This window comes from Hoeflea sp., from assembly GCF_039975035.1.
Lineage (GTDB): Bacteria > Pseudomonadota > Alphaproteobacteria > Rhizobiales > Rhizobiaceae > Hoeflea.
This window is the reverse complement of the sequence record NZ_JBDWHW010000241.1, coordinates 43,370-67,114: the sequence shown is the minus strand read 5'-3', so window position 1 is coordinate 67,114 and position 23,745 is coordinate 43,370. Positions and strand designations below refer to the sequence as shown.

At 60.1% G+C, this 23,745-nt stretch carries 28 protein-coding genes; 17 read left to right on the top strand and 11 right to left on the bottom strand.

The genetic code is table 11. The annotated features are described in order from the left end of the window. Positions 1 to 16 precede the first annotated feature (16 nt). Positions 17 to 160 (bottom strand): histidine kinase, encoded by a 144-nt coding sequence (locus ABJN75_RS21660; protein ID WP_348441690.1) that lies wholly within the window; start codon positions 158 to 160, stop codon positions 17 to 19. 250 nt (positions 161 to 410) lie between these two features. Between ABJN75_RS21660 and ABJN75_RS21655 the strand changes: the two genes are divergently transcribed. Genes ABJN75_RS21655 through ABJN75_RS21645 form a run of 3 tightly spaced genes read left to right on the top strand, consistent with a single transcriptional unit; the run spans position 411 to position 3,423 of the window. Then, positions 411 to 1,010, top strand: a complete 600-nt coding sequence (locus ABJN75_RS21655) for a shikimate kinase (protein ID WP_348441689.1) — start codon at positions 411 to 413, stop codon at positions 1,008 to 1,010. Continuing rightward, entirely contained in the window at positions 1,007 to 2,131 is a 1,125-nt protein-coding gene (aroB, locus tag ABJN75_RS21650; protein ID WP_348441688.1) for a 3-dehydroquinate synthase, read from the top strand. Before ABJN75_RS21655 ends, aroB begins: the two co-directional genes overlap by 4 nt. Then, positions 2,131 to 3,423 (top strand): HlyC/CorC family transporter, encoded by a 1,293-nt coding sequence (locus ABJN75_RS21645; RefSeq protein WP_348441702.1) that lies wholly within the window; start codon positions 2,131 to 2,133, stop codon positions 3,421 to 3,423. Before aroB ends, ABJN75_RS21645 begins: the two co-directional genes overlap by 1 nt. A 51-nt stretch (positions 3,424 to 3,474) precedes the next feature. Here the strand turns inward: ABJN75_RS21645 and ABJN75_RS21640 are convergent, their stop codons facing one another. Continuing rightward, entirely contained in the window at positions 3,475 to 3,777 is a 303-nt protein-coding gene (locus ABJN75_RS21640; protein ID WP_348441687.1) for a BolA family protein, read from the bottom strand. Positions 3,778 to 3,923: 146 nt separating this feature from the next. Between ABJN75_RS21640 and ABJN75_RS21635 the strand changes: the two genes are divergently transcribed. The 4 genes from ABJN75_RS21635 to ABJN75_RS21620 all read left to right on the top strand — a co-directional run bounded on the left by ABJN75_RS21635 (position 3,924) and on the right by ABJN75_RS21620 (position 8,543). Then, positions 3,924 to 4,541, top strand: a complete 618-nt coding sequence (locus tag ABJN75_RS21635; RefSeq protein ID WP_348441686.1) for a J domain-containing protein — start codon at positions 3,924 to 3,926, stop codon at positions 4,539 to 4,541. 71 nt (positions 4,542 to 4,612) lie between these two features. Continuing rightward, entirely contained in the window at positions 4,613 to 5,608 is a 996-nt protein-coding gene (gene cobS / locus ABJN75_RS21630; protein ID WP_348441685.1) for a cobaltochelatase subunit CobS, read from the top strand. Positions 5,609 to 5,619: 11 nt separating this feature from the next. Then, positions 5,620 to 7,521, top strand: coding sequence for a cobaltochelatase subunit CobT (gene cobT / locus ABJN75_RS21625; protein WP_348441684.1), 1,902 nt, complete (start codon positions 5,620 to 5,622; stop codon positions 7,519 to 7,521). Continuing rightward, on the top strand, positions 7,521 to 8,543 hold the full coding sequence (locus tag ABJN75_RS21620; RefSeq protein ID WP_348441701.1) for an esterase-like activity of phytase family protein: 1,023 nt from the start codon (positions 7,521 to 7,523) through the stop codon (positions 8,541 to 8,543). The genes cobT and ABJN75_RS21620 overlap by 1 nt, the downstream gene beginning before the upstream one ends. A 37-nt stretch (positions 8,544 to 8,580) precedes the next feature. Here ABJN75_RS21620 and ABJN75_RS21615 read toward each other — a convergent pair whose 3' ends face one another. Continuing rightward, positions 8,581 to 9,207, bottom strand: a complete 627-nt coding sequence (locus tag ABJN75_RS21615; protein ID WP_348441683.1) for a queuosine precursor transporter — start codon at positions 9,205 to 9,207, stop codon at positions 8,581 to 8,583. 87 nt (positions 9,208 to 9,294) lie between these two features. Next, positions 9,295 to 9,591, bottom strand: coding sequence for a 50S ribosomal protein L28 (rpmB, locus tag ABJN75_RS21610; protein WP_348441682.1), 297 nt, complete (start codon positions 9,589 to 9,591; stop codon positions 9,295 to 9,297). Between the two features lie 399 nt (positions 9,592 to 9,990). On the opposite strand from rpmB, the gene ABJN75_RS21605 reads away from it, so the two are divergent. From ABJN75_RS21605 to ABJN75_RS21595, 3 genes are all read left to right on the top strand, one after another. Beyond that, entirely contained in the window at positions 9,991 to 10,776 is a 786-nt protein-coding gene (locus ABJN75_RS21605) for a DUF3108 domain-containing protein (RefSeq protein ID WP_348441681.1), read from the top strand. Positions 10,777 to 10,869: 93 nt separating this feature from the next. After that, a complete protein-coding gene (locus ABJN75_RS21600; RefSeq protein WP_348441680.1) occupies positions 10,870 to 11,727 on the top strand; it encodes a DMT family transporter in 858 nt (285 codons plus the stop codon). Continuing rightward, positions 11,724 to 12,371 carry a lysoplasmalogenase family protein gene (locus ABJN75_RS21595; protein WP_348441679.1) on the top strand — a complete coding sequence of 216 codons (648 nt, stop codon included), beginning with the start codon at positions 11,724 to 11,726 and terminating at the stop codon, positions 12,369 to 12,371. Before ABJN75_RS21600 ends, ABJN75_RS21595 begins: the two co-directional genes overlap by 4 nt. Here ABJN75_RS21595 and ABJN75_RS21590 read toward each other — a convergent pair. Both ABJN75_RS21590 and gloB read right to left on the bottom strand, forming a co-directional pair. Then, positions 12,349 to 12,819, bottom strand: a complete 471-nt coding sequence (locus tag ABJN75_RS21590; RefSeq protein WP_348441678.1) for a cupin domain-containing protein — start codon at positions 12,817 to 12,819, stop codon at positions 12,349 to 12,351. The genes ABJN75_RS21595 and ABJN75_RS21590 overlap by 23 nt on opposite strands. A 2-nt stretch (positions 12,820 to 12,821) precedes the next feature. Then, positions 12,822 to 13,592, bottom strand: a complete 771-nt coding sequence (gene gloB / locus ABJN75_RS21585) for a hydroxyacylglutathione hydrolase (protein ID WP_348441677.1) — start codon at positions 13,590 to 13,592, stop codon at positions 12,822 to 12,824. 206 nt (positions 13,593 to 13,798) lie between these two features. Between gloB and ABJN75_RS21580 the strand changes: the two genes are divergently transcribed. The 3 genes from ABJN75_RS21580 to ABJN75_RS21570 all read left to right on the top strand — a co-directional run bounded on the left by ABJN75_RS21580 (position 13,799) and on the right by ABJN75_RS21570 (position 16,681). Beyond that, positions 13,799 to 14,554: a class I SAM-dependent methyltransferase gene (locus tag ABJN75_RS21580; protein WP_348441676.1), complete on the top strand. Its 756-nt coding sequence runs from the start codon at positions 13,799 to 13,801 to the stop codon at positions 14,552 to 14,554. Positions 14,555 to 14,634: 80 nt separating this feature from the next. Next, positions 14,635 to 15,732, top strand: coding sequence for a histidinol-phosphate transaminase (gene hisC / locus ABJN75_RS21575; protein WP_348441675.1), 1,098 nt, complete (start codon positions 14,635 to 14,637; stop codon positions 15,730 to 15,732). Positions 15,733 to 15,736: 4 nt separating this feature from the next. Continuing rightward, positions 15,737 to 16,681, top strand: coding sequence for a prephenate/arogenate dehydrogenase family protein (locus ABJN75_RS21570; protein WP_348441674.1), 945 nt, complete (start codon positions 15,737 to 15,739; stop codon positions 16,679 to 16,681). Between the two features lie 6 nt (positions 16,682 to 16,687). Here the strand turns inward: ABJN75_RS21570 and ABJN75_RS21565 are convergent, their stop codons facing one another. Beyond that, entirely contained in the window at positions 16,688 to 17,692 is a 1,005-nt protein-coding gene (locus ABJN75_RS21565; protein ID WP_348441673.1) for a DUF2125 domain-containing protein, read from the bottom strand. Between the two features lie 143 nt (positions 17,693 to 17,835). On the opposite strand from ABJN75_RS21565, the gene ABJN75_RS21560 reads away from it, so the two are divergent. Beyond that, entirely contained in the window at positions 17,836 to 18,390 is a 555-nt protein-coding gene (locus ABJN75_RS21560; RefSeq protein ID WP_348441672.1) for a gamma-glutamylcyclotransferase, read from the top strand. Here ABJN75_RS21560 and ABJN75_RS21555 read toward each other — a convergent pair. The 4 genes from ABJN75_RS21555 to ftsE all read right to left on the bottom strand — a co-directional run bounded on the left by ABJN75_RS21555 (position 18,370) and on the right by ftsE (position 21,717). After that, the gene (locus tag ABJN75_RS21555) at positions 18,370 to 19,173 is read right to left on the bottom strand and encodes a lysophospholipid acyltransferase family protein (protein WP_348441670.1); all 804 of its coding nucleotides are present in this window, start codon (positions 19,171 to 19,173) and stop codon (positions 18,370 to 18,372) included. The two genes, ABJN75_RS21560 and ABJN75_RS21555, sit on opposite strands and share 21 nt — an antisense overlap. A 105-nt stretch (positions 19,174 to 19,278) precedes the next feature. Then, a complete protein-coding gene (locus ABJN75_RS21550; protein ID WP_348441669.1) occupies positions 19,279 to 20,010 on the bottom strand; it encodes a YdcF family protein in 732 nt (243 codons plus the stop codon). Between the two features lie 62 nt (positions 20,011 to 20,072). Beyond that, positions 20,073 to 21,065, bottom strand: coding sequence for an ABC transporter permease (locus ABJN75_RS21545; RefSeq protein WP_348441668.1), 993 nt, complete (start codon positions 21,063 to 21,065; stop codon positions 20,073 to 20,075). Beyond that, a complete protein-coding gene (gene ftsE, locus ABJN75_RS21540) occupies positions 21,058 to 21,717 on the bottom strand; it encodes a cell division ATP-binding protein FtsE (RefSeq protein WP_348441667.1) in 660 nt (219 codons plus the stop codon). The genes ABJN75_RS21545 and ftsE overlap by 8 nt, the downstream gene beginning before the upstream one ends. 218 nt (positions 21,718 to 21,935) lie before the next feature. Here ftsE and ABJN75_RS21535 point away from each other — a divergent pair, with 218 nt between their 5' ends. From ABJN75_RS21535 to ABJN75_RS21525, 3 genes are all read left to right on the top strand, one after another. Further along, positions 21,936 to 22,583 carry a hypothetical protein gene (locus ABJN75_RS21535; RefSeq protein ID WP_348441666.1) on the top strand — a complete coding sequence of 216 codons (648 nt, stop codon included), beginning with the start codon at positions 21,936 to 21,938 and terminating at the stop codon, positions 22,581 to 22,583. A 148-nt stretch (positions 22,584 to 22,731) separates the two neighbouring features. After that, positions 22,732 to 23,274 carry a hypoxanthine phosphoribosyltransferase gene (gene hpt / locus ABJN75_RS21530; protein ID WP_348441665.1) on the top strand — a complete coding sequence of 181 codons (543 nt, stop codon included), beginning with the start codon at positions 22,732 to 22,734 and terminating at the stop codon, positions 23,272 to 23,274. A gap of 99 nt (positions 23,275 to 23,373) precedes the next feature. Then, positions 23,374 to 23,742 carry a response regulator gene (locus tag ABJN75_RS21525; RefSeq protein WP_348441664.1) on the top strand — a complete coding sequence of 123 codons (369 nt, stop codon included), beginning with the start codon at positions 23,374 to 23,376 and terminating at the stop codon, positions 23,740 to 23,742. The last annotated feature ends 3 nt before the right edge of the window (positions 23,743 to 23,745 follow it).

Here is a 23,745-nt window from a genome sequence, read left to right as displayed (position 1 = left end):
GCAGGGAATGGCCTCGTCAGCGGTTAAGTTTTTCCGTGGGGACGCGCACGGTGACTTCGCGGTCCACCGGGTCGACGTAAATTACCAGTGCGAACATGGCGCCGTAGACGATGCCAACGATCACAGCGCACAAGAACAGGAATCGGAACAGTGAGGGCATAAGAACTCCGTCGAACTGGCAAGGATGCTGTTATGCGGCAGGGTGCGCGCCGATTCAAGGTGGACGGGACGGTCGGCTGCGCTTGACGTGCCGCCGGACATGGCCAATAGAAGGCGCCAACCATTGGATTTCAGCGCAAAGCGGTAAAGTCCAGGCGCAAAAGAAGGCATAATACCCGATAACCGCGCATGGTCCTTTCTCCAAATCGTTTGCGGTTTGCAAGGGGACGCGTCAAGGGTGGGGGAGAGTGTTGACGCAACCGCAGGCAAGTGTTCCGGAGCAGGATATCGCTGAGGCGCGGCGTGTGCTCGGCCGCCGCAATCTGGTGTTTGTCGGTCTGATGGGCGCTGGAAAATCCGCGATTGGCCGGCTTGTGGCGCAGATGCTTGATATTCCGTTTGTCGATTCAGACCATGAAATCGAGCGGGTGTCGCGGATGTCCATCCCCGAACTGTTCGAAGCCTATGGCGAACCGGAATTCAGGGCGCTGGAAGCGCGGGTGATCAAGCGTCTGCTCAAGACCGGTCCGCGTGTGTTGTCGACCGGCGGGGGGGCATTCATGAACGACGCCAGCCGCACGATGATGCTGGCCAACGGCCTGTCGGTCTGGTTGAAGGCGGATCTTGATGTGTTGTGGACGCGGGTATCCAAACGCGAAACACGCCCGCTGCTCAAGACCGTCAATCCCAGACAGACACTGTCAGATCTGCTTGACCAGCGATATCCGGTGTATGCTCAGGCGGACCTGACTGTGCAGTCGCGGGATGAGGCGAAGGAAACAATTGCCGCGGAAGCCATTGCCGCGATCGCGCGGTTCATTACCGACCAGGAAAAGGCGTCACCGTCATGAACTCCAATGCTTCCCGTGAAATCGTTCGCGTCGACCTCGGCGAGCGCAGCTATGACATTGTCATTGGCTCCGGGCTGATCGCCGAAGCCGGTGTCGAAATCGCCAGACGCAAGCCAGGCATCCGCTGTGCTGTCATTACCGACCGGAATGTTGCCGCAGCGCATCTGGACACATTGCTTGCGAGCCTTGCCGCCGGTGGAGTGGAAGCCGTGCCGCTGGTGCTGGAACCGGGGGAAAAAACCAAGCGCTTCGAAGAGTTGATCCGGGTTTGCGACCACGTGCTGGGCGCAAGGCTTGAACGCGGCGATGCGGTGGTGGCGCTGGGCGGCGGTGTCATTGGCGATCTATCCGGCTTTGCCGCCGGCATCGTGCGCCGCGGCATGGCTTTCATCCAGATCCCGACCAGCCTGCTCGCACAGGTGGATTCGTCGGTTGGCGGCAAGACCGGCATCAATTCGTCGCATGGCAAGAACCTGATCGGCGTCTTTCATCAGCCGGACCTGGTGCTGGCCGACACCGATGTGCTCGACACATTGCCGATCCGCGAGTTTCGCGCTGGATATGCCGAAGTGGCGAAATATGGCCTGATCGACCGTCCGGAATTCTTCGCATGGCTTGAAAAGAACTGGAGCGAGGTGTTCTTCGGCGGGCCGGCGCGGATTCGCGCCATTGCAACCGGGTGTCAGGCAAAAGCCGACGTGGTGGCTGCGGATGAACGCGAAACCGGTGCGCGGGCATTGCTCAATCTCGGTCATACTTTTGGTCACGCGCTGGAAGCGGCAACGGATTATGACGGGCGGCGACTGGTGCATGGCGAGGGTGTGGCCATCGGAATGGTGCTGGCACATGAGTTCTCCGCCCGGATGAACCTTGCCAGCCTGGATGATGCCGCCAGGGTCCGGTATCATCTCAATGAGGTTGGCCTGCCGACCCGGATGTCGGATATTGAAGGCGAGCTGCCTGCAACCGATATACTGATGAAGCACATCGGGCAGGACAAAAAGGTCCGGCGCGGTGCGTTGACCTTTATCCTGACGCGCGGCATCGGGCAGTCTTTTGTGGCCAGTGACGTGCCGCCGGATGAAGTGTTTCGATTCCTGGAAGACAAGCGGGCAACATGATGCTGGAAACAATTGGCGCAATCCTGACCGACCACGGCCTGACAATTCTGGCGATCCTGATCCTCATCGGATTGTCGGGCTTCTTCTCCGGTTCCGAAACGGCGCTGACGGCTGCATCGCGAGCCCGCATGCATTCGCTGGAAACCAATGGCGACCTGAGGGCAGGGACCGTCAACATGCTCATCGAACGCCGCGACCGGCTGATAGGTGCGTTGCTGATCGGGAACAATCTGGTCAACATCCTGGCCTCGGCGCTGGCCACAAGTGTGCTGTTGTCGATTTTTGGCGACAAGGGCGTGGCGGTGGCAACGCTGACCATGACCCTGCTTCTGGTGATATTTGCAGAAGTTCTGCCGAAGAGCTGGGCGATTTCAGCTCCCGACAGGTTCGCCATGACGGTGGCGCCGCTGGTCAAGGCCTTCGTCCTTGTCGTTGGTCCGTTGTCGAGCTTCGTCAACTGGATTGTGCGTCACATCATGGCGCTGTTCGGGATTACCTTTGCGTCTGAAACCTCTATGCTGTCGGCGCATGAGGAAATCCGAGGTGCGGTCGATCTGGCGCACCGCGAAGGATCGGTGGTCAAGGCAGACCGCGACCGGCTTGGCGGCGTGCTCGACCTGGGCGAGCTTGAAGTTTCCGACGTGATGATCCACCGCACCTCGATGCGAATGCTCAACGCCGACGAAACGCCGGAAACCAATGTCCGCGCGGTGCTTGAAAGCCCCTATACAAGAATGCCGGTGTGGCGCGGCTCGACTGACAACATCATCGGCATCGTCCATGCCAAGGACGTAATGCGGGTGCTGGCGGAAGGCACCAGCGAACCGCACCGGATTGATGTGGTCAAGATCTCCCAGAAGCCCTGGTTCGTGCCGGATACGACCAGCGTGCCCGACCAGCTCAACGCCTTCTTGCGGCGCAAGGCCCATATTGCCATCGTGGTGGATGAATATGGCGAAGTGGAAGGACTGGTAACGCTAGAAGATATCCTTGAAGAGATCGTCGGCGATATCGCGGATGAGCACGACACCGAGGTTCAGGGAGTGCGCCAAGAAGCCGACGGGTCCATCGTGGTCGAGGGATCTGTCCCGATTCGCGATCTCAACCGGGCGCTCGACTGGTCGCTTCCCGATGACGAGGCAACAACTGTTGCGGGTCTGGTGATTCACGAATCGCAAACCATTCCGGAGGAGAAGCAGGCCTTCACCTTCCATGGCAAGCGCTTTGTCGTCATGAAGCGGGACCGCAACAGAATCACCCGGTTGCGCATCAGGCCGGCCGACAAGCTTTGAGGCGGCTCTTGCAGGACGGTCTGGCAGGACCGGGCGAAGAGAGCGCTGGTGCTACCAGCGGGTAGCTTCGCCAGGTGCGGACGCTTCGACCGCCATGGCGTGCAGCCCGCCATCGAGTTCGTCCTTGAGCAGGGCGTTGACGGCGCGGTGACGGTCGACGCGGCTCATGCCGGAAAAGGCCGGAGCGACGATGCGGATGCGAAAATGGGTTTCGCCGGTGCCATCGAAGGTATCGTCATGACCGCCGTCGGAATGGTGATGGCCGGCATGCAGATGGCTTTCATTGATCACCATCAGCCTTTCGGGCTCGAAATGCTGGGTCAGCGCTGTTTCAATACGGCTTTGGCGGGACATGAAGACGCTCCTGAGTGTTCGATGCGGTCATAAAATACGACTGTCACCATTTGCATGGTGGCATTCGAAGCCGAGACGGGGTACGCAGCTTGAATCATCCCTGTCAATCCTTGTTCGTTAACGTGCAGAGCACCATAGTCGAAGATATGAAACTGGATTCAAAATATTTTGACCGCATCCGGGTCCGCCGCAAGGGCGAGCGCCCGGCTGAACCCTCCACGCCTGAATGCCAGTGGGATGGGTGTTCCAAACCGGGCGTTCATCGCGCGCCGGTCGGTCGTGATGCCGAAGGGCAATACTTCCTGTTCTGTTTTGAACACGCGCGGGACTACAACAAGGGCTACAACTATTTTTCGGGCCTGTCGGATGGTGAGATCGCGCGCTATCAGAAAGAGGCGCTGACCGGACACCGGCCAACCTGGAAAATGGGCGTTGATCGCTCGGCCGGAAGCGGGCCGACCCAGTCCACAGCCAAATCCGGATCCGCCAGCGCTCATGCGCGGATGCGCGATCCGCACGGATTCTTCAACGGCCCCAAACCCAACCGGTCGGTGCGGGCGCGCAAGGTGAAATCGCTGGAGGCAAAGGCGTTCGATACCCTCGGCCTGGCCGCAAACGCGACATCGGCGGAGATCAAGACGCGCTACAAGGATCTGGTCAAACAACATCACCCAGACGCCAATGGCGGCGACCGCGGTTCGGAAGACCGTTTTCGCGCCGTCATTCAGGCCTACCAATTGTTAAAGCAGTCTGGTTTCTGCTAAGCGAACAGTCTAAGCAGGATCGGACAGGATAGACGGCCCGTGGGCTACAAACGCCAGGCCTTGGAGACAAGATGAGCAAGATCGACCTCGATATCACCAACCTGCCAGACACCACCGTCAAAGTGCGTGAGGTGTTTGGCATCGATTCGGACATCACCGTTCCCGCCTACAAGGAACGGGACGCCTATGTGCCTGACCTTGATCCCGATTACCTGTTTGACCGCGACACCACGCTCGCCATCCTGGCCGGATTCGCGCACAACCGCAGAGTTATGGTTTCGGGCTACCACGGAACCGGCAAGTCGACCCATATCGAGCAGGTCGCTGCCCGGCTCAACTGGCCTTGCGTGCGCGTTAACCTGGACAGCCATGTCAGCCGTATCGATCTTGTCGGCAAGGACGCGATTGTCGTCCGTGACGGCATGCAGATTACCGAATTCAAGGACGGCATCCTGCCCTGGGCCTATCAGCACAATGTCGCGCTGGTGTTCGACGAGTATGACGCAGGCCGTCCCGACGTAATGTTCGTGATTCAGCGCGTGCTCGAATCCTCGGGCCGTCTGACCCTGCTGGACCAGAGCCGCGTCATCAGGCCGCACCCGGCGTTCCGCCTGTTCGCGACTGCCAATACCGTTGGCCTTGGCGATACCACCGGGCTTTACCACGGCACCCAGCAGATCAACCAGGCGCAGATGGATCGCTGGTCGATCGTGACCACGCTGAACTACCTGCCGCACGATCAGGAGGTCGATATCGTCGCGTCCAAGGTCAAGGACTTCGCCAAGGGCGATGGTCGTGACACGATCTCGCGCATGGTCCGCGTGGCCGACATGACCAGGTCCTCCTTCATCAACGGCGATCTGTCGACGGTGATGAGCCCTCGCACGGTGATCACCTGGGCGGAAAATGCGGAAATCTTTGGCGATGTGGCATTCGCTTTCCGCCTGACCTTCCTCAACAAATGCGATGAACTGGAGCGGGCGCTGGTGGCTGAACACTATCAACGCGCCTTCGGCATCGAGTTGAAGGAAAGTGCCGCCAACATCGTTCTCAGCGCAACCGCCTGACGGATATCGAAATGGCCGGACGCGGCGACAACACCCGACCAAATCCTACCGGCACAGTGGACGCCGAGCCGTTCAGGCGGGCGCTCACCGGCTGTGTGCGGGCGATCGCCGGCGATCATGAGCTGGAAGTCGCGTTCAGCTCCGACAAGCCCGGGATTTCGGGTGAACGCGCCCGGCTTCCAGATCTTCCCAAGCGCCCGACGCGCAATGATTTCGCCGTTACCCGCGGCGTTGGCGATTCGATTGCGCTGCGCAAGGCCTGTCACGACGACGCCGTTCACGCCCGCATGGCGCCGCAAGGGCCTGATGCGCGTGCGGTCTATGATGCCGTCGAGCAGGCCCGGGTCGAGGCCATCGGCGCCAGGCGGATGACCGGTGTGGGTGACAATCTCGCTTCGATGCTTGAGGACAAGTACAAGCGGGCCAATTACCAGGGAATTGTCAACCGCGAGGATGCGCCGCTTGAAGAAGCGGTGGCGCTGATGGTGCGCGAGAAGCTGACTGGCCGCGCGCCGCCACCTTCCTCGGGTCATGTGGTTGAGCTGTGGCGTGATTTCATCGAGGGCAAGGCCGGCGACGTGCTGGAATCACTGGAAGGCTCGGTCGAGAATCAGCAGGCCTTTGCCCGGGTGGTGCGCGAAATGCTCTCGGCCATGGAAATGGCTGAGGACTACGGCGAGGACGACAGCGAACAGGACGACCAGGACGAGGTCTCTGACGACGATCAACCGCGCAGCGAGGAAGAAAACGATCAATCCTCGCAGGAGGAAGCCGGGTCCGACGCAGCACCCGCCGAGGAGAGCGAAACCTCCGACGAGCAGATGGATTCGGGCGAAATGGACGGCGCGGAAGCCGGCGATGACGATACCATCGACGACAGCGACGAAGATGCCGAAACGCCCGGCGAGACACGCAAGTCGAGCGACCCTTTCTCCGATCTCAACGAGAAGATCGACTACAAGGTTTTCACCACAGAGTTCGATGAGGAAATCGCTGCCGAGGAACTGTGCGAGGAAGCCGAACTCGAGCGGCTCAGGGCCTTTCTCGACAAGCAGCTGGCGCATCTGCAAGGGGTGGTCGGACGGCTTGCCAACCGGCTGCAGCGCAGGCTGATGGCGCAACAGAACCGGGCCTGGGATTTCGATCTCGAGGAAGGCTATCTCGACAGCGCCCGGCTGACCCGGATGATTATCGATCCGATGCAGCCGCTGTCGTTCAAGATGGAACGCGATACCAACTTCCGCGACACCGTGGTGACGCTGCTGATCGATAATTCAGGGTCGATGCGCGGACGTCCGATCACGGTTGCGGCCACCTGCGCCGACATTCTGGCGCGCACGCTCGAGCGCTGCGGGGTGAAGGTGGAGCTTCTGGGCTTTACCACCAAGGCCTGGAAGGGCGGTCAGGCGCGCGAGAAATGGCTGACCGGTGGCAAACCCGCGCTGCCGGGCCGGCTCAATGATCTGCGCCACATCATCTACAAATCCGCTGACGCGCCATGGCGCCGGGCAAGACGAAACCTTGGGCTGATGATGCGTGAAGGCCTGCTCAAGGAAAACATCGACGGTGAAGCACTGATCTGGGCCCATTCGCGGCTTCAGAAGCGGCCTGAGCAGCGCAAGATCCTGATGATGATCTCCGATGGCGCGCCGGTTGACGATTCAACGCTGTCGGTCAATCCGGGAAACTATCTCGAGCGCCATCTGCGCGCGGTGATCGAGGAGATCGAAACCCGCTCCCCGGTAGAATTGCTGGCCATCGGCATCGGTCACGATGTCACCCGCTACTACCGCCGCGCAGTGACGATTGTCGACGCGGAAGAACTTGCCGGCGCAATGACCGAGCAGCTTGCGGCACTTTTTGCAGATGAAGCCGCCGGGCCGTCTTCCCGCCGCGGACGCAAGCGGGCGTGATGCGGCCCAGGACCATGGCGCGGCTTTCGATCATCGCCAGCGCCGTGTGTGTGCTGGGTGCATCCGTGGTCATGCCGCTTCGCGCCGATGACGCGACAATCGACATCAGAGCCCGGCAGATCAACAGTTTCAAGGTCGGCTCCGATGAGACACGATTTGGCGACTTCGAATTTCTGGGCGGGCTGGAATTAAGCTCTTCAAGCCTGGCGCTTGGGGCCATGTCCAGTATTCGCCTGTCAGAGGACAGGACCAGCTTTCTTGGCGTCATGGATACCGGATTCTGGTATGCCGGTCAGTTCGAGCGGGATGACAACGGGGTGCTGACCGGGGTCACAAATTTTTCGGTATCACCGATTCTCGATGCCGATGGGGCGGCTTCAACCCAGAAATGGCGGTTTGACGCCGAGGGGCTGGCGCTGCGCGGTGACGAGGTGCTGGTCAGTTTCGAGCGAAACAGCCGGGTGGATATCTATCCTGCCAGGGCGCCGGGCGATTCCAGGCCAACAGGCTCACTGCCGTTGCTGATTCCGCTGAAGGAATTCCGCAGCAATCGCGGTCTGGAGACAATCACGGTCGCTCCCGACGCCTCGGCGCACGCGGGCGCGGTGGTTGTCGTGTCCGAGAAAAGTCTCAACGCCAGTGGCGATATTTATGCCGCCATTCTCACCGGTCCTTCCAAGGGCGTGTTCTTCGTCAAGCGGCATCCGCCTTACGACATCACCGATGGTGATTTCCTGCCCAATGGCGACCTGCTGCTGCTCGAGCGCCGGTTCTCCATAGCCGAGGGCATCGGCATGCGGATCCGCCGGATCGAGGGCAGCCGGCTGGGAAAGGGTAACCTGGTCGACGGTCCAATCGTGCTGGAAGCCGATTTCGGTGAGCAGATCGACAATATGGAAGGGCTGGACGTGACAACGGACCGTAATGGTCAGGTCATTGTCACGCTGGTATCGGACGACAATCATTCGATCCTGCAACGCAACCTGATGCTGGAATTCCGCTATCTGGGCGAAACTCAATAGGCTTCCCACTCAAAGGCAACCCGAATTGCCTCTCGCGTCAGATAACCGCGCGACGCTGCAGGACCGGCATCAGAATGCCATAGGGCGCGAGCATGGCGAGCCCGACCATCATCTTGACCATGAGGTCGCCCAGAGCCCACGATATCCACCGTGGCGCTTCCATGGCGAACAGTCCCAGAAGCGGCGCGGTTTCGCTGGCGAAGGCATCGCCGGGGCCGATGATGTTGGCTGCTTGCGAAAAGGCCAAGCTGAAAAAGATCAGCGTGTCGAGACACGAGCCAATGATGGTGGAGATCAGCGGCGGCAGCCACCAGACCCGGTTTCGCAGCCTGTTGAAAATCGAGACATCAAGCAATTGAGCCGTCAGGAAGGCCGAGCCGGAGGCAACCGCGATGCGCGGTGTGGCCAGCCAGACCGAAAGTGCGACGGCGACAAGGAAACCGCACAAGACCACGAGGCGGGCGGTTGCCGCGCCGAAGCGGCGATTGGCAAGGTCAGTTACCAGAAACGCCACAGGATAGGTGAAGGCGCCCCAGGTCAGCAGATCCGCCAGATTGAGCGAGCCAAGCGCGAAGTCGACCGGATACTGAACCAGAAAGTTCGATGCCACGACGACAGCGGCCATGACGGCCATGAACGGCAACAGGGAGAGGGTCATTCGCATTTTTTTATCCTGGGTTGATGCCACCAGCGGAAAAAACGAAGGCGGGCCAGAAGCCCGCCATCACGATGATTGATCTGTCAGCCTTAATCAGGCGGCAGTTTTCTCAACAATCTTCTTGGCGATCTGACGCTTGAGCAGACGCGCACGCATCGACAATTCGCCGTCCTTGGCCTTGGCCAGAAACGCGTCGAGGCCGCCACGATGTTCAACGGTACGCAGGGCGTTCGCCGAAATGCGCAGACGGTAGCGTTGGCCGAGTGCATCCGAGATCAGCGTCACGTTGCACAGGTTTGGCAGAAACCGGCGACGGGTCCGGTTGTTGGCATGGCTGACATTGTTACCGGACTGAACAGCCTTACCGGTCAATTCACAGCTGCGTGACATTTTGCACCTATTATCTCTTCGCCAGCGGACGGGCCGAGCCGGACTTGAGGCTCACCCAAAGGACCGCAGGCCTTTATCGGAAGTCGCGTGTCTATAGTCAGACCAGCCAGCCGCGTCAAGCGGGGTAGGGCATCGAAACCGGCGAAAGTGCGGCTTCAGGCCCGGATCGACTGTTTTTTATGCCCGCGAGCATGGAAATGTCGCATTGTATGCCAAGCCTGATGCATGGTGCATTCAAATGGACAGGTCGGGACGATAGCTCACATGCCTAATTTCACAGTGCCACGGTGTCCTTCGCGCAGTCCATTGAAAACGAGACGTTGGGATGCGTTGCGCCCGCTTGGGGCAGGATCAGGAACAATGATGGGCGGCGCGCGTACACATGATCGGGGAATTCGCATGAGACGGGTCCGGTTGACACTTTTGAGCCTGATGATGGCGACGATTTTGCAGTTGAGCCTGGAGACCGGTCTTCGTGCCGAACCGGTCAAATTCCAGACTGACTATTCCGTGCGGTTGATCGGTATTCCGGTGGCCTATGCCAGCTTTGTCTCGGAAGTCGACGGGACGTCCTACAAGATCTCGGGAAATCTGCAGACTTCGGCAATTTCCGACATCATCTTGAAAACCCGCGGTAGCGTCAGCGTGTTGGGCACCCAGGCAGACGACAGGCTGTGGGCGTCGAGTTTTGTGGTCAGTTATACAAGCGGCAAGGATGCGCAAAAAACGGAGATCGAGTTTCGCGAGGGCAATGTAAAGTCGTCGGTCAACACCCCGAAGCGCAAGGCTTCCGGCGCCGGCTGGGTGCCACTGTCTGCTGGCGACATGCGGTCGGTGCTTGATCCGCTCTCGGGCCTGGTGTTTCCCGGCAGTTCAAAAGTCTGTCCGCGCAGCCTGCCGATTTTTGACGGGCAATCCCGGGTGACGCTGCATCTGACGCCCAAGGGTGTCAGGCCTTTCCGGACAAAGGGCTTCTCGGGCGATGCGATTGCCTGCTCCGTCCGGTTCGAGCCGAAAGCCGGCTATAGAAAGGGATCTTCAGGAATTCAGTATCTGACAGAACTCAAGACGATGGAAATCTGGTTCGCCAAGCATGAGCAGGGTGATCTCTATGCACCCGTCTACGCCAAGGTGCCGACGAAGATCGGTCAGGTTATCGTTGCGGCCACCCGGTTTGGCGGGTAAAGGCGTCCCTTGTTCTAAAATGGATTGAAAGCCATTGCCGGCAGGTCTTGCGCTACGGCAATGCGGGGGTGGGTTTTGGGAAACATTCCAACAATGATCGGGTTTTCGGCTGTTGTGATGTGGTCGGCGCTGGCGGTGCTGACCGCAGCTTCGGGCGCCATGCCTCCGTTCCAGCTTTCCGCGATCTGCTTTCTGATAGGTTCGGTCATCGGCCTTTCGGCGATGATGCGTGATCCCACCCGGTTCAGAGCTTTCAAACAACCGGCCAAAGTCTGGGCGTTCGGCCTGTTTGGGCTATTCGGCTATCATTTTCTCTATTTCACAGCGCTGAGGAATGCGCCGGCGGTCGAGGCCGGGTTGATCGCCTATCTGTGGCCGCTGCTGATCGTTGTGGGATCGGCGCTGCTGCCGGGAGAGAGGCTTGGCTGGCATCATATCGCGGGCGCCCTCATGGGGCTGGCGGGAACCGCGCTGATCCTGATGCGCGGTGCCGAGGGTGGGTTCGGCGGTGGCAACCTGCTTGGATACACGGCGGCGGGTCTGTGCGCGCTGACATGGTCGGCCTATTCGCTGATCTCGCGGCGGTTTGGCGCCACGCCGACGGATGTCGTCGCCGGCTTCTGTCTGATATCGGCGGTGTTGTCGGCGGTCTGCCACCTGCTTCTTGAAACGACTGTCTGGCCGGACAATTCCGGTCAATGGCTGGCGGTCCTCGGCCTTGGCCTTGGACCTGTCGGGCTGGCGTTTTACGCCTGGGACTACGGGGTCAAGAAGGGCGATATCCAGGTTCTGGGTGTGGCGAGTTATGCCGCGCCGTTGTTGTCAACCCTGATACTGATCCTGTTCGGCCATGGCCGGGCGAGCATCGGCATCGTTGTTGCGTGCCTGTTGATCACCGGCGGGGCGTTCCTGGCGGCCAAGGATCTTCTGAAAGGAAACCCATCGTCATGACCGGATCGTTTGCCAATTTCGATATGGCCGGAAATGGTATCGTGGTGTTGTCGGCGCTGGCCTTTGCGGCCTATCTGTTTCTGCTCACACAGCCTGTTTCGCTGGTGCGGACAGTGGCCAAGACGCTCGCTGTCGGTCTGCTTTGCGTGCTGACGCTGATGGTTGGCGGCCCGAAGCTGCTGGCGCTTGCGTTGGCGTTGTCAGCCCTGGGCGACGCCTTTCTGGCGCATGAGGGAGACGTGGCATTCCTCGGCGGTCTGGGCAGTTTTCTTGCCGCTCACATTGTCTATGCCATGCTGTTCATCTCGTCGGGTCCAGGACTTACAGCGGCAGGCGTTCCGGGTTTTCTGGCCATTGCGGTTTTCGCGCTCGGAATGGGATACTTAATGGTGCGCAATGCAGGTCCGCTGGCGGGGCCAGTGGCGGCCTATGTGCTGGCGATCGCCATCATGGGGTTGGGCGGCGTGACGCTGGGCGGGCTGGTGCTTGCCGGAGTTGCGTTGTTCATGGCGTCGGATGCGATTCTGGGGTCGGAAAAATTTCTGATGGCGCAGACCAGTCCCTACCGGCATTTGACCAGCCCGGCGGTGTGGGTGCTGTATTATGCGGGCCAGTTGCTGATCACGCTTGGCCTTCTGGCTTGATCGGTGCGCCCTGAAACGGCGAGGGTCGCCAGTCCGGCGGCGCCATTTCGAAGCTGGAGAATTCGAACCCCGGCGCAACGGTGCAGCCGACCAGCGTCCAGGCGCCCAGAGAAGCGGCTGATTGCCAGCAGCCGGCAGGCACGACAATCTGGGGCCGTTCGCCATTGCTCAGGTTCATGCCCAGCCGGTGAGACTCGGCGTTGCATCCATCCGCCGACAGGGTCAGGGCTAGAGGCCCGCCGCCATGCCAATGCCAGATTTCCACGGCGTCGGTGACACGATGCCAATGCGAACAGTCTCCACCTTCAAGCAGATAGTAAATCGCCGTCGAATTGCCGCGTTCCCCACCTTCGGTATCCCGGAATGTTTCGCGGTACCAGCCGCCTTCGGGATGTACCCGCATGTCCAAAAGGGCAATGATTTCGCGAGCCGACAGGGTTGGGTTCATGATCAGAAACTGTCCTTGCGGCGGCGCAATTCGGCAAACACGGCGACGTCGCTGGCGGCCTCCAGGCCCAGGTGCTTGCGGATCGATTGATCGCCGGTTCGCATGAAGGGATTGGTACGTTTCTCAAACCCGATGGTGGTGGGCAGGGTCGGCAATCCCTCGGCGCGCATGTCGTTGATCTGCTTGGCGCGCTCGGCCAGCGCCTGATTGTCCGGATCGACGGTGAGAGCGAAGCGGGCATTGGATTGCGTGTACTCATGGCCGCAATAGACCCGGGTCGCATCAGGAAGCTCGCCCAGACGGGCAAGCGAGCCGAACATGTCCTCGGGCGAACCTTCGAACAGGCGACCGCAACCGAGCGCGAACAGCGTATCACCTGCAAACAGCAGATCTTCGTCAGCAATGTAAAAGCAGATATGCCCGGCCGTGTGGCCCGGCGTGGAGATGATTTTCACGATCCTGCCGGCAAATTCGAACGTGTCGCCATCACTGAGCGTTCGGGTCAGGCCCGCGATCTTGCCGGCCTCGGCGGACGGACCTATAACCTCGGGCGACCAGGCTTCAGTCAGGGCGGCAATTCCTTCGACATGATCCGGATGGTGGTGCGTGACCAGAAGATGGGTGAGCTCCCAGCCGGCCTGTTCAAGGCGCCTGGCGATCACGCCCCCGTCCGGCGCGTCGATGCTCGCCGTTTCACCGGTTAAAGGATCGTGCAGAATGACGCCGAAATTGTCCTGTCTGCAGGAAAACTGGTCGATCATGAGGCTTGTCATCCGCTTTTCTCCAAGAGAGATTGAATCAATTGCCCGAGCATAACCATGGGTGCCCCGTTCGTCACCTTGGGACCGGTCGCAATGCCAAGTTTGATGGATCGCAGGCTTCAGGACAAGTTGACTGAGATGGATTTTCCGGGTGTCGGGCTCGTCTCACGCGTGTAAGATTGCCTTCGAGGCCGCCCGATCCATTCAGGTTCACACTCATGCATGCCGATATTGTTGATTTGAGACAGTTCTATCATTCCCGGCTCGGCAGGCTTGCCGAACAGTCGGTGGCCATGGCGCTGTCTTCGATCTGGGCCAACCTGCCGGGCGAGCGGTTGATGGGGCTTGGCTATGCGGTGCCGTATCTTGACCGGTTCGGCCCCGATGCCGAGCGTGCCTTCGCCTTCATGCCTGCGGGCCAGGGTGCAGTGAACTGGCCAACGGGCGGCCCGTCGGCCACGGCATTGGTGTTTGATGAAGAGCTGCCGTTGCCGGATGCAGCACTTGACCGCATCTTGATGGTGCATTCGCTGGAATTCGCCGAAAACCCACGCGAAACGCTCAAGGAACTCTGGCGGGTGCTGGCGCCAGGCGGGCGACTGGTGATCGTCGCGCCAAATCGCCGAGGGGTCTGGGCCCGGTTCGAGCACACGCCGTTTGGCGCAGGCAGACCTTATTCCCGTGGCCAGCTTATCGCGATCCTGCGGGAAAGCAACTTTACCCCCGGTGCTTTCGCCGAAGCCTTGTTTTTTCCACCCTCGGAACGAGCGGTGATCCTGCGCATGCGCGCCGTGTTCGAACGGATTGGCCGCAAGATGTGGCCGGTGTTCTCCGGCGTCATCATCGTTGAGGCGCAAAAGCGGCTGTATCAGGGGTTGCCGGTGGCTGCGCGGGCTTCGCGCCGGGTGTTTGTTCCGGTGCTGTCGCCGCAGACGTCGCGCTCGGCGCACCGGAGAGTAAACCGCGCTGACTGACCCCACTCTCGACAAGACCGCTGCGAGAGGCTATTTCCGCCTCTCTACGCTTGGTTTTTCGTTTGCAAGGAACCTTTTCCATGAGCCGCACCGACATGCCCCGCCCGAAACCGGGCGTTATGGATATCGCCGCCTATGTGCCGGGACGTGAGACGGCTCACGGCGTGGCCAAGGTGCACAAGCTGTCGTCCAACGAATCACCGCTGGGACCCAGTCCGAAGGTTGCCGAGGCGCTGGCCGCCAGGAATGCCGATCTGGCGATCTATCCCGATGGCTCGGCGCATGTGCTGCGGGATGCGATCGGCCGGGCTCACGGGCTCAATCCCGCCAACATACTGTGCGGCAATGGGTCAGACGAACTGCTCGGGCTGCTGTGCCAGACCTATTTGACGCCAGGCGACGAGGGCTTGTTCACCGAGCATGGATTTCTTGTCTACAAGATCCAGATCATGGCCGCCGGTGCGACGCCGGTTTCAGTTCCCGATACCGATCTGACGACTGATGTCGACGCGATACTTGCAGCGGTCACCGACAAGACCAGAATCGTGTTTCTGGCCAACCCGAACAATCCGACCGGAACCTATATTCCGGTCAGCGAAGTTCGGCGGCTGCATGCGGGACTACCCGGCGATGTGGTCCTGGTGCTGGATGCCGCCTATGCGGAATATGTGCGCCGCAATGATTATGAAGCGGGTATCGAACTGGTTTCGGCCAATCCGAATGTCGTGATGACCCGGACGTTCTCGAAAATTCACGGGCTTGCCGGTCTCCGGATCGGCTGGATGTACGCCCATGAAGCCATCATCGACGCCTGCAATCGCGTGCGCGGACCGTTCAATGTCAACGCTCTGGCGATCACCGCGGGTGCGGCGGCGATTGGCGACCGGGCGCATGTCGAGCGCGCCGTCGAACACAATGAAGAATGGCTTGGACGCGTCTGCGAAGCGCTGGAAACCCTCGGCCTGAGGGCGACGCCATCTGTAGGCAATTTCGTGCTGATTCATTTCCCGGCGGAGGCAGGCAAGACCGCCGCGGACGCGGACGAGTACCTGTCTCAGCGAGGCTTCATCTTGCGCCGGGTGGCGGGTTATGGCCTGCCCGATGCGTTGCGGATGACTATCGGCAGCGAGGAAGCCAACCTCGGCGTGATGGACGCGCTGAAGGGATTTATGGCCTGAGCATATGAGTGATCCGCTGTTTGAAAATGTCACCCTGATCGGGATCGGTCTTATCGGCTCATCCTTGGCGCGTGTAATCCGTGCCAAGGGACTGGCCGGTCATGTCACAATCGCCACCAGAAGCGCCGAGACGCTCGACGCCGCGCGCGCGCTTGGTCTGGGTGATGACTATTTTCTTTCCAACGCTGAAGCGGTCGCCAACGCCGATCTGGTGATCGTGTCCGTACCTGTCGGCGCATCCGGGCAAGTGGCGCAGGAGATAGGGCCGCATCTCAAACCGGGCGCGATCGTCACCGATGTGGGATCGACCAAGGCGTCCGTCGTCCGCCAGATGCAGCCGCATTTGCCGGACAATGTTCACTTTATCGCGGGTCACCCGATCGCCGGTACCGAACAAAGCGGGCCGGAGGCCGGGTTTGCGGAACTGTTCGAGGGACGCTGGTGTATCCTGACGCCGGTGGAAGGCACTGACGCCAAGGCCATCGCGCGGCTCACCGAATTCTGGGAAGCCTGCGGGTCCACGGTCGAACAAATGGATCCGGAGCACCATGATCTGGTGCTTGCGATCGTTTCACATCTGCCGCACATCATTGCCTACAACATCGTCGGCACCGCCGATGATCTGGAAGCTGTGACCAAGTCGGAAGTGATCAAGTATTCAGCGTCTGGTTTTCGCGATTTCACACGTCTGGCCGCCTCGGACCCGGTGATGTGGCGAGATGTCTGCCTGCACAACAAGGATGCGATCCTGGAGATGCTGGCACGGTTCTCCGAGGATCTGTCCTCGTTGCAACGGGCGGTTCGCTGGGGCGATGGCGACAAGTTGTTCGAGCTGTTCACCAGGACCCGCGGAATTCGCAGGTCCATCGTCGAAGCCGGACAGGATACCGACGCGCCGAACTTTGGCCGCAACGCCAACAAGACAGACCTGAAGCCAGCAACCGAGTAACGGCCATCAGAAGTTAGGCAATTGTCCGAGCGGGAACATGCCCAGCGAGACGCGATTGTTCTCGATTGTCAGCGGCAGGGTAATGCCGTCCTTGCCCGGCTTGCTGTCGAGTGACGAAATCACCGGGGCGAAGCGATTAAACAGGTTGGCGATCTCCGGACTGATATTTGTCGAAAGCTCAATGAAGCGTTTCTGGTTGCGGACCGTCACCTCGAGAGTCCCGGATAACCGGCCGTCGGCGCCGATTTGAACCGGGCCGGAAATTTCCAGCGAGGATGTGTCATCCAGCTCGATTGCAAGGCGGTGGAACCGGACATCGAATGGGCCGGAAATCGGCTTGTAGGGCGCGTCCAGTACGCCAGCCTGGCCGGGCAGGGTTGCTTCCAGCGTGAAGGCTTTTGCGACCAGTTTGGTGACAAGATTGTTTTGAAGCTGCTCCCCATAGAGCGCGATATCGAGGTCCGGTCCATTCTTGCGGCCATGAGCGATAATTTTGTCGGCCTGGATCGCAAATTTTCGCGTCAAACCGGCGGCATCGATGTCGAAGCGGACGTTGCGGACGTCCAGCGAACCGCGGTTGAGTCCGCCGGGCGCAGCCTGAACGCTTGATTGCAGCACTTGCCAATCCACCCGGGCGTCGAGACCGGGCGCGGTGATCGCCAGTGGTCCATCGATTTCGGCGACGACGTGACCGGGCCGATAGAATTGCGCGGCCGAGCGCAACGCACCTGAAAGGACGGTCACGCCCTCGGAAGTATTGCCGTAGGACAGGGTTTGGCAAAACAGGCCGAAACGGAAAGGGTAACCGCGGACCTCCGCCCTTGCGCAGCCTGCGCTTGCGTTCGGGCCGCTGATCCGGGCCATCGTCTCCGGCAGGTTGTCTTCGATCTTTTCGGCGACGAGGAACCAGCCAATGGTCCAGAGCACGCACCCGGCGACCGTCGCCGCTGCAAGCCAGCCGATCTTGCGGGACGATGAAAATGAGTGTGGTTCTGGAGAAATGGATGGCATTGCGTTCTCGCTTTACGGCCTGCAATAAGGACAGTCATTGTGGTCGGAACAAGATCCGGAAGGATTTGCCAGCCGGAAAGGTGGATCAAGACACAACTGCCTAGCTTCATAGGGCGGTCGCGCTTGACTATATGGATTCGGATATGGACGATTTTTGGGTGTTTGGCTACGGATCGCTGATGTGGCGGCCGGGTTTCGATCATGAAGAAACCCGACAGGCGCGGCTATTCGGTTATCACCGGGCGCTGTGTGTGCGATCTTTTGTTCACCGCGGCACGCCGGAAAGGCCGGGGTTGGTGCTGGGGCTTGATCGCGGCGGATCATGCCATGGAGTCGCCTTCCGCGTGCGGTCGGATACCCGGGATGCGGTTCTTGCCTATTTACGCGAGCGCGAGCTTGTTACCAATGTCTATGTCGAAAAAACCAGCCTGGTGCGGCTGGAGACCGGTCACCGGGTCAGCGCTGTTACCTATGTGGTTGACCGGGGCCACACCCAGTACGCTGGCGGGCTTTCCGTTGATGACGCGCTGGCCCGGGTGTCGGGTGCTGTCGGCCAGTCAGGCAAAAATGAAGAATATGTTCTCAACACCGCCGATCATCTCAAAACCCTGAGGATTCGGGATGTTCACCTTGAGGCCATCGCGCACCGGATCAACTCGGGCGGGCTGCCAAGCGCCTTACAGGTCTTTAACGACTGATGGAAGCGCGCCGAGCTCGGCCAGCCTGCGGCGGGCGTCCTGGCGCAGGGGGACCTGCGGATTGGCCTTCACCGTCTCGACGAGCAGTTTGTCGCTTGCGGTTTCCATCTCATCGATCAGCCTTTCCATGAAGGCGTCAGGGTCCAGGCCGGGCTCGATTGGCGGAAGAACCTGAACCTTGAAATGTCCCGGAAAGCGCAGGAACTTGCGTCGCGGCCAGAACAAGCCCGGATGCATGACCACCGGCACGACCGGAACATCGAGGTCCCGGTACAACCGGGCAATTCCGTATTTGTAATTTGGTGGCGCTCCGGCGGCCCGACGGGTGCCTTCGGGATAAATGATCAACTGGCGGCCATTTGCGATCTGGGCTTTCGTGCGCTCCAGAACCGCTGCCATGACCTTGCCCTTGGCGCCGCGATCAACCGGGATCATTTCCATTTTGGAGACATACTGCCCGAAAAGCGGGATCCACATCAGTTCGCGCTTGAGAATGTAAAACGGATCGTCGAGCCAGGGCAGAAGCGCATAGGCATCCCAGAACGACTGGTGCTTCGGAGCGAAGATATAGCCTCCTGCCGGGATGTTCTCGAGGCCTTCGATCTCGAAGGTGGTGCCGACAATCTTCTTTTGCAGCCAGTGATTGGCCAGGACCCAGTTCTTCGGCACGCTCCAGGCCGCCTTGCGCTCTGCCAGGAAATAATAGGGGGAGAACACGATCATGCGACCGATCAAGTTGATGTAGAACGCGATATTGAAGAGTATGGATCGAAGAACAATCATTGCGGATTCCGGATTGGCGTGCGGCCCGGCCGATGCTTCCGGCAGACCCATGGGATCCGGGTTACACCATCGGCTGGCGGCGGAAAACCTTTGCGCGGGCGAAAATCAGTGCAAACTGGCCGAGACCGGACGATCACCGCCAGTATCGGCGCGCAAACCGCTTGCAGTCTTGGCGCCGCTCCAGCTCCGCAGCCGGGCGAGGGAATATTTGGCGTACTCCACGAACAGGGTACGCAGTGCCACGGGGTCGGACAGCCAGGTTTCCGTTTTCAGATCGGCATGGGTGACCGGGTGGGCGATGAAGGTCACATCGGGGCTGGCTTGCGAGAGTTCGAGCAGGCTTCGCGGGATATGGTAGTTGTTGGTAACAACCAGGATCCGGGTATAGTGATGCTGGCGGATCCAGACGGCGGTTTCGTTGGCGTTGCCAATGGTGTCGAGCGCTTCATAGCCGATGTCAACGCAGCAATCGAAAGTGGCGGATTCCGTTCCGGTGGCGCGGCGAAGCGCTGCACTGCTTGTCGAAGGGTTGACGCCGGAGATCAACAGGCGCTCGCCAACACCGTCTTCAAGCAACGCCAGCGCCTGATCTATTCTCTGGTATCCGCCGGTCAGGGCGACAATAGCATCGACGTCGCCGGGCGTTTCAGTGACTTTCAAATCCGCGATGATGTCGGTAAAGCGGAAAAAACCCATCGCGATCAGGGCTATGGCGATGATTGTCGCGATAGTGGCCATGCGCAGTCCATGATGACCCACCCGCCGGAGACGGCGGATCGCATCGGTCTTCGAAGTTCCCGGTGTTGCCGGTTCTGGCTGTGCGGATTCCACACTCATGATGAATGAATACTCCGAGATTCTGGCGAGGACCAGTCGGATTTACGGCGAAAACCGGGCAGTTAACCGATTTCCGCCGAGGACGGATCGGCACGCTGCCGGTCGATCTCGCGGATGGTTCGGATCACGGTAAGGCGGGTGGTCAAGGCGGTCATTGCCGATATGAGGATGATAATTCCGGCGATGCCAAAATAGCCGGCCCCGCTCAGGGTGAAACGGCCGAACAGGGCGGTAACTTGATCATTGAGCGCCGTGGCCATGGTGTTGCTCTGCCAAGCGGCGAGCAGCAGAAACGCCACTGCTGCAACACCGCCGCCGAATGCAGCACCTTTGAGCCCGATCAGCAAGAACCGTTTCTGAAATTGAGATGCGATGAAACTGGTCTCGGCGCCGACAAAATGCAGCACTTCGACAATGTGGCGATTGCCCGCCATTGCACCGCGTGTGGCAAAAATCACGGTCAGCATGGTGGTGGCGAGCATCAACGCCAGGATGCCGACGCCGATAAGGACGGTGATTCGGGCCATGGAGATCAAGCGGCCCGCCCAGGCGCGGTGATCGTCAAGCGTGGCGGCGGGAACGGCTTCGGCGAGGGATTGGCGCAAGGCGGCGAAATCCGGAGGGGCGGCCTCGTCAATGGTCACAATGACCAGGCGCGGCACCGGCAGTTCGTCCATGTCGAAGCCTTCGCCCAGCCAGGGTTCGAGCAGCCTGGCGGTCGAGGCGCGATCGACGATTTTTGCCGACAAGGCGCCGGGAGCGGCCAGAACGATGTCCCGGGTCATGGTCAGTGCGGCTTCCATGTCCAGCCCCTCGTCAGGCTTGACCTGAATGGTGATCTCGCGGGACACATCGCCCTGCCAGGCTTCGGCCTTTTCCTGCACCATGGTCACCGTGCCGAGGGTAACGGCGCACAAAAACGCCATGATGGCGATCACCACCACCAGGGCGCGGCCCGAGACATTGACCGGCGGCACGATCGGCGTCATCGGCCGCAAGGTGACCAGGCGTTCCTTTCTGCCGGGATTCCGGGTGCTGGCGGCGGGTTCAGTCATAAATATCGAGCCGTCCCTCGGAGAGAATCATCCGGCGGGCATTGACCCGGTCCATCAGGCTTAGATCATGAGTGGCGATGATCACGGCCGTGCCCAGCCGGTTGAGTTCGATGAACAGGTTGAGCAGGCGCTGGGCCATCGGCGGGTCGACATTGCCGGTCGGTTCATCGGCCAACAGGATTTCCGGCTGATCGATCAGGGCGCGGGCGATCGCCACCCGTTGCTTTTCGCCGCCAGAGAGAACCGGCGGCAGCACGTTGATTCGCTCGCCCAGCCCGACCCATTTGAGAAGTTCGATCACATCGGAGCAGTAGCTTGATTCATCCTTGCCGCGCACCCGAAGCGGCAGGGCGACATTCTCGTAGGTGGTCATGTGGTCAAGCAGCCGGAAATCCTGGAAGACGATACCGATCCTGCGCCGCAGCAGCGGCAACTCCTCGCCCGGGATCACGGAAATATCGCGATCGAACATGCGAATCAGTCCGCGTGTCGGTTTGAGCGACATGAACAGCAACCGCATAAGGGTCGTCTTGCCCGCGCCTGACGGGCCGGTCAGGAACTGGAAGGATCTTTTGGGGATGTCAAAAGTCAGGTCGCGCAGGACCTCAGGTCCCATACCATAGCGCAACCCGACATTTTCGAAATGGATCAACGGTCAATTCCTGTCGCGGGGGGCGGATATGCGCGGTCGCCAAGCCACGCACGCGCTGGACCATACACTCACCGGGCATGGTTAATGCGAAGTTAAAACGCCAGTCAAGCCGACCTTATCACATGGCCTGTTCGTCAAGCGTTAACCATTTCCGTTTACGCGTTGGTAATTGATGTTTCAATGCTTTGTGGATGACAGAGGCGCAAACGGAGTGGTTGATGGGCGTTTCAAGCCGCACGACACGCACAATCGAGCCGGGAAACGGCGATCTGCTGGTTCCTGAACAGGGCAGGAGGCTGCGTGCTTCGCGTACGCGCGATGTCGAGGACGCGTGTTTCGAAACCGTCGGGAGGTCTCGCGATGGCTTCTCAGTCAAGTCATCCACCGGTGAAAATGGCAGTGTGTTCAAATCGCGCCTTACCGGATCACCCGAGCATGGCCCGTTCCCTCCCGATTTCGCGCATTTTGATGATGTGCCCCGCCAGGCGACGGACCGGAACCGGCGACTGGGCGTGTTTGGGGGCAAGGCGACTGTGTTTGCGGCCGGTGAAAGCCGGCTGTCGGTGGTGGTTCCCGCAATTGTCCTGACGGTCTGCGGGTTTGCCGCAACGGTCCTCTGGATGGCGGGCAGTCCTGTGCCGGAGCCGTGGCCTCAAGCGCGCGTTCAAATCCCGTCATCGGTCCCGGCTGCGGCAGCATCGCAAGTCTCCGCCCCGGCACCGCTGGCAGCGGACCCGGTGGTCACATCATCAATTCCTGTCAGGGAAACGGGGCGCGCCAAGGCCGGTTTCACTGCTCCCACGCCAAGGCCGGCGCGGATCGAAAGAGCCGGTTCGATCCTGATGATACGGCCGGCCGGAGGCTAAGCCCATCAATCCGGGGCAGATCGCCTGACGCGAGCGGGTCATGGGTCGCCCGCCCTGTGGAAAGATCATCCTCAAACCGGTTTTGATTTGCCGAGTTTTGCGTTAGGAATGGTCAAGAATTTTGACCAAACCTCCTGGAGAACGGCAAATGCCGGTTGTGCGCGGAAAACAAATCGAACCCCTGTTCACGCCGGAGATGATCGCCGAGCGAAATCGCACCATGGCGGCCGAGATCGCCGTCAATCCGAAGAAAGATCTGCTGGTCATCTCGATTCTCAAGGGATCATTCATTTTCGCCGCGGATCTGATCCGGGCGCTGCATGACGCCGGGCTCGAACCCGAGGTCGAATTCATCACCCTGTCGAGTTACGGCAAGGGAACCACGAGCCAGGGCGTCAAGATCATCAAGGATATTGACAGCGATGTGCGCGAACGTGACGTTTTATTGATCGATGATATTCTCGAGTCGGGACGGACGCTGAGATTTGCCCGTGACCTGATGTATGAGCGCGGAGCCAAGAATGTCGACATCGCGGTGCTTCTTGACAAGCGATCACGCCGTGAAGGCAGTCTTGATGCTGAATATGTCGGGTTTGAATGCCCGGACTATTTCGTTGTCGGCTACGGCATGGATGTGGCCTACGCCTTCCGGGAATTGCCTTTTGTCGGGATCGTCAAGGGCGACGCCTGAGCCTGCCTGATCTCCAACCCGCAGGCAAAAGCCGGTGTGTGGTCACGTTGCGACAAGGTTTAAGCCCTAGGTTCCGTTCAACAGCCGGAGGAATGGACAATGGCCAGAATCCTGATTGCGGAAGATGAAGATACGCTCAGGCGCTTTGTCGCCCGGGCGCTCGTCATGGACGGGCACGATATCGTCGAGGCAGCCGATGGCGCTGAAGCGCTGGAGCATCTGGAGGCCGAGGCGTTCGATCTGCTGCTGTCGGATATCCGCATGCCGGTCATGGATGGCATTGCCCTCGCCTCGGCAACTGCCGATCTCTCCCCGGAGATGCCAATCCTGCTGATGACAGGCTACGCGGAGCAACGCGAACGGGCAGAACCGCTGATGCGCATTGTCGTTGACGTCGTTGCGAAGCCGTTCACCCTGCCGCAAATCCGGCAGGCTGTGGCGGATGCGTTGACATCAAAGGCAGCCTGACAT

Coding starts and splice junctions, on each gene's coding strand:
- ABJN75_RS21660 (WP_348441690.1), bottom strand. CDS start 160: ATGCCCTCACTGTTCCGATTCCTGTTCTTGTGCGCTGTGATCGTTGGC.
- aroB (WP_348441688.1), top strand. CDS start 1,007: ATGAACTCCAATGCTTCCCGTGAAATCGTTCGCGTCGACCTCGGCGAG.
- ABJN75_RS21645 (WP_348441702.1), top strand. CDS start 2,131: ATGCTGGAAACAATTGGCGCAATCCTGACCGACCACGGCCTGACAATT.
- ABJN75_RS21640 (WP_348441687.1), bottom strand. CDS start 3,777: ATGTCCCGCCAAAGCCGTATTGAAACAGCGCTGACCCAGCATTTCGAG.
- ABJN75_RS21635 (WP_348441686.1), top strand. CDS start 3,924: ATGAAACTGGATTCAAAATATTTTGACCGCATCCGGGTCCGCCGCAAG.
- cobS (WP_348441685.1), top strand. CDS start 4,613: ATGAGCAAGATCGACCTCGATATCACCAACCTGCCAGACACCACCGTC.
- cobT (WP_348441684.1), top strand. CDS start 5,620: ATGGCCGGACGCGGCGACAACACCCGACCAAATCCTACCGGCACAGTG.
- ABJN75_RS21620 (WP_348441701.1), top strand. CDS start 7,521: ATGCGGCCCAGGACCATGGCGCGGCTTTCGATCATCGCCAGCGCCGTG.
- ABJN75_RS21615 (WP_348441683.1), bottom strand. CDS start 9,207: ATGCGAATGACCCTCTCCCTGTTGCCGTTCATGGCCGTCATGGCCGCT.
- rpmB (WP_348441682.1), bottom strand. CDS start 9,591: ATGTCACGCAGCTGTGAATTGACCGGTAAGGCTGTTCAGTCCGGTAAC.
- ABJN75_RS21605 (WP_348441681.1), top strand. CDS start 9,991: ATGAGACGGGTCCGGTTGACACTTTTGAGCCTGATGATGGCGACGATT.
- ABJN75_RS21600 (WP_348441680.1), top strand. CDS start 10,870: ATGATCGGGTTTTCGGCTGTTGTGATGTGGTCGGCGCTGGCGGTGCTG.
- ABJN75_RS21595 (WP_348441679.1), top strand. CDS start 11,724: ATGACCGGATCGTTTGCCAATTTCGATATGGCCGGAAATGGTATCGTG.
- ABJN75_RS21590 (WP_348441678.1), bottom strand. CDS start 12,819: ATGAACCCAACCCTGTCGGCTCGCGAAATCATTGCCCTTTTGGACATG.
- gloB (WP_348441677.1), bottom strand. CDS start 13,592: ATGACAAGCCTCATGATCGACCAGTTTTCCTGCAGACAGGACAATTTC.
- ABJN75_RS21580 (WP_348441676.1), top strand. CDS start 13,799: ATGCATGCCGATATTGTTGATTTGAGACAGTTCTATCATTCCCGGCTC.
- hisC (WP_348441675.1), top strand. CDS start 14,635: ATGAGCCGCACCGACATGCCCCGCCCGAAACCGGGCGTTATGGATATC.
- ABJN75_RS21570 (WP_348441674.1), top strand. CDS start 15,737: ATGAGTGATCCGCTGTTTGAAAATGTCACCCTGATCGGGATCGGTCTT.
- ABJN75_RS21565 (WP_348441673.1), bottom strand. CDS start 17,692: ATGCCATCCATTTCTCCAGAACCACACTCATTTTCATCGTCCCGCAAG.
- ABJN75_RS21560 (WP_348441672.1), top strand. CDS start 17,836: ATGGACGATTTTTGGGTGTTTGGCTACGGATCGCTGATGTGGCGGCCG.
- ABJN75_RS21555 (WP_348441670.1), bottom strand. CDS start 19,173: ATGATTGTTCTTCGATCCATACTCTTCAATATCGCGTTCTACATCAAC.
- ABJN75_RS21550 (WP_348441669.1), bottom strand. CDS start 20,010: ATGAGTGTGGAATCCGCACAGCCAGAACCGGCAACACCGGGAACTTCG.
- ABJN75_RS21545 (WP_348441668.1), bottom strand. CDS start 21,065: ATGACTGAACCCGCCGCCAGCACCCGGAATCCCGGCAGAAAGGAACGC.
- ABJN75_RS21535 (WP_348441666.1), top strand. CDS start 21,936: ATGGGCGTTTCAAGCCGCACGACACGCACAATCGAGCCGGGAAACGGC.
- hpt (WP_348441665.1), top strand. CDS start 22,732: ATGCCGGTTGTGCGCGGAAAACAAATCGAACCCCTGTTCACGCCGGAG.
- ABJN75_RS21525 (WP_348441664.1), top strand. CDS start 23,374: ATGGCCAGAATCCTGATTGCGGAAGATGAAGATACGCTCAGGCGCTTT.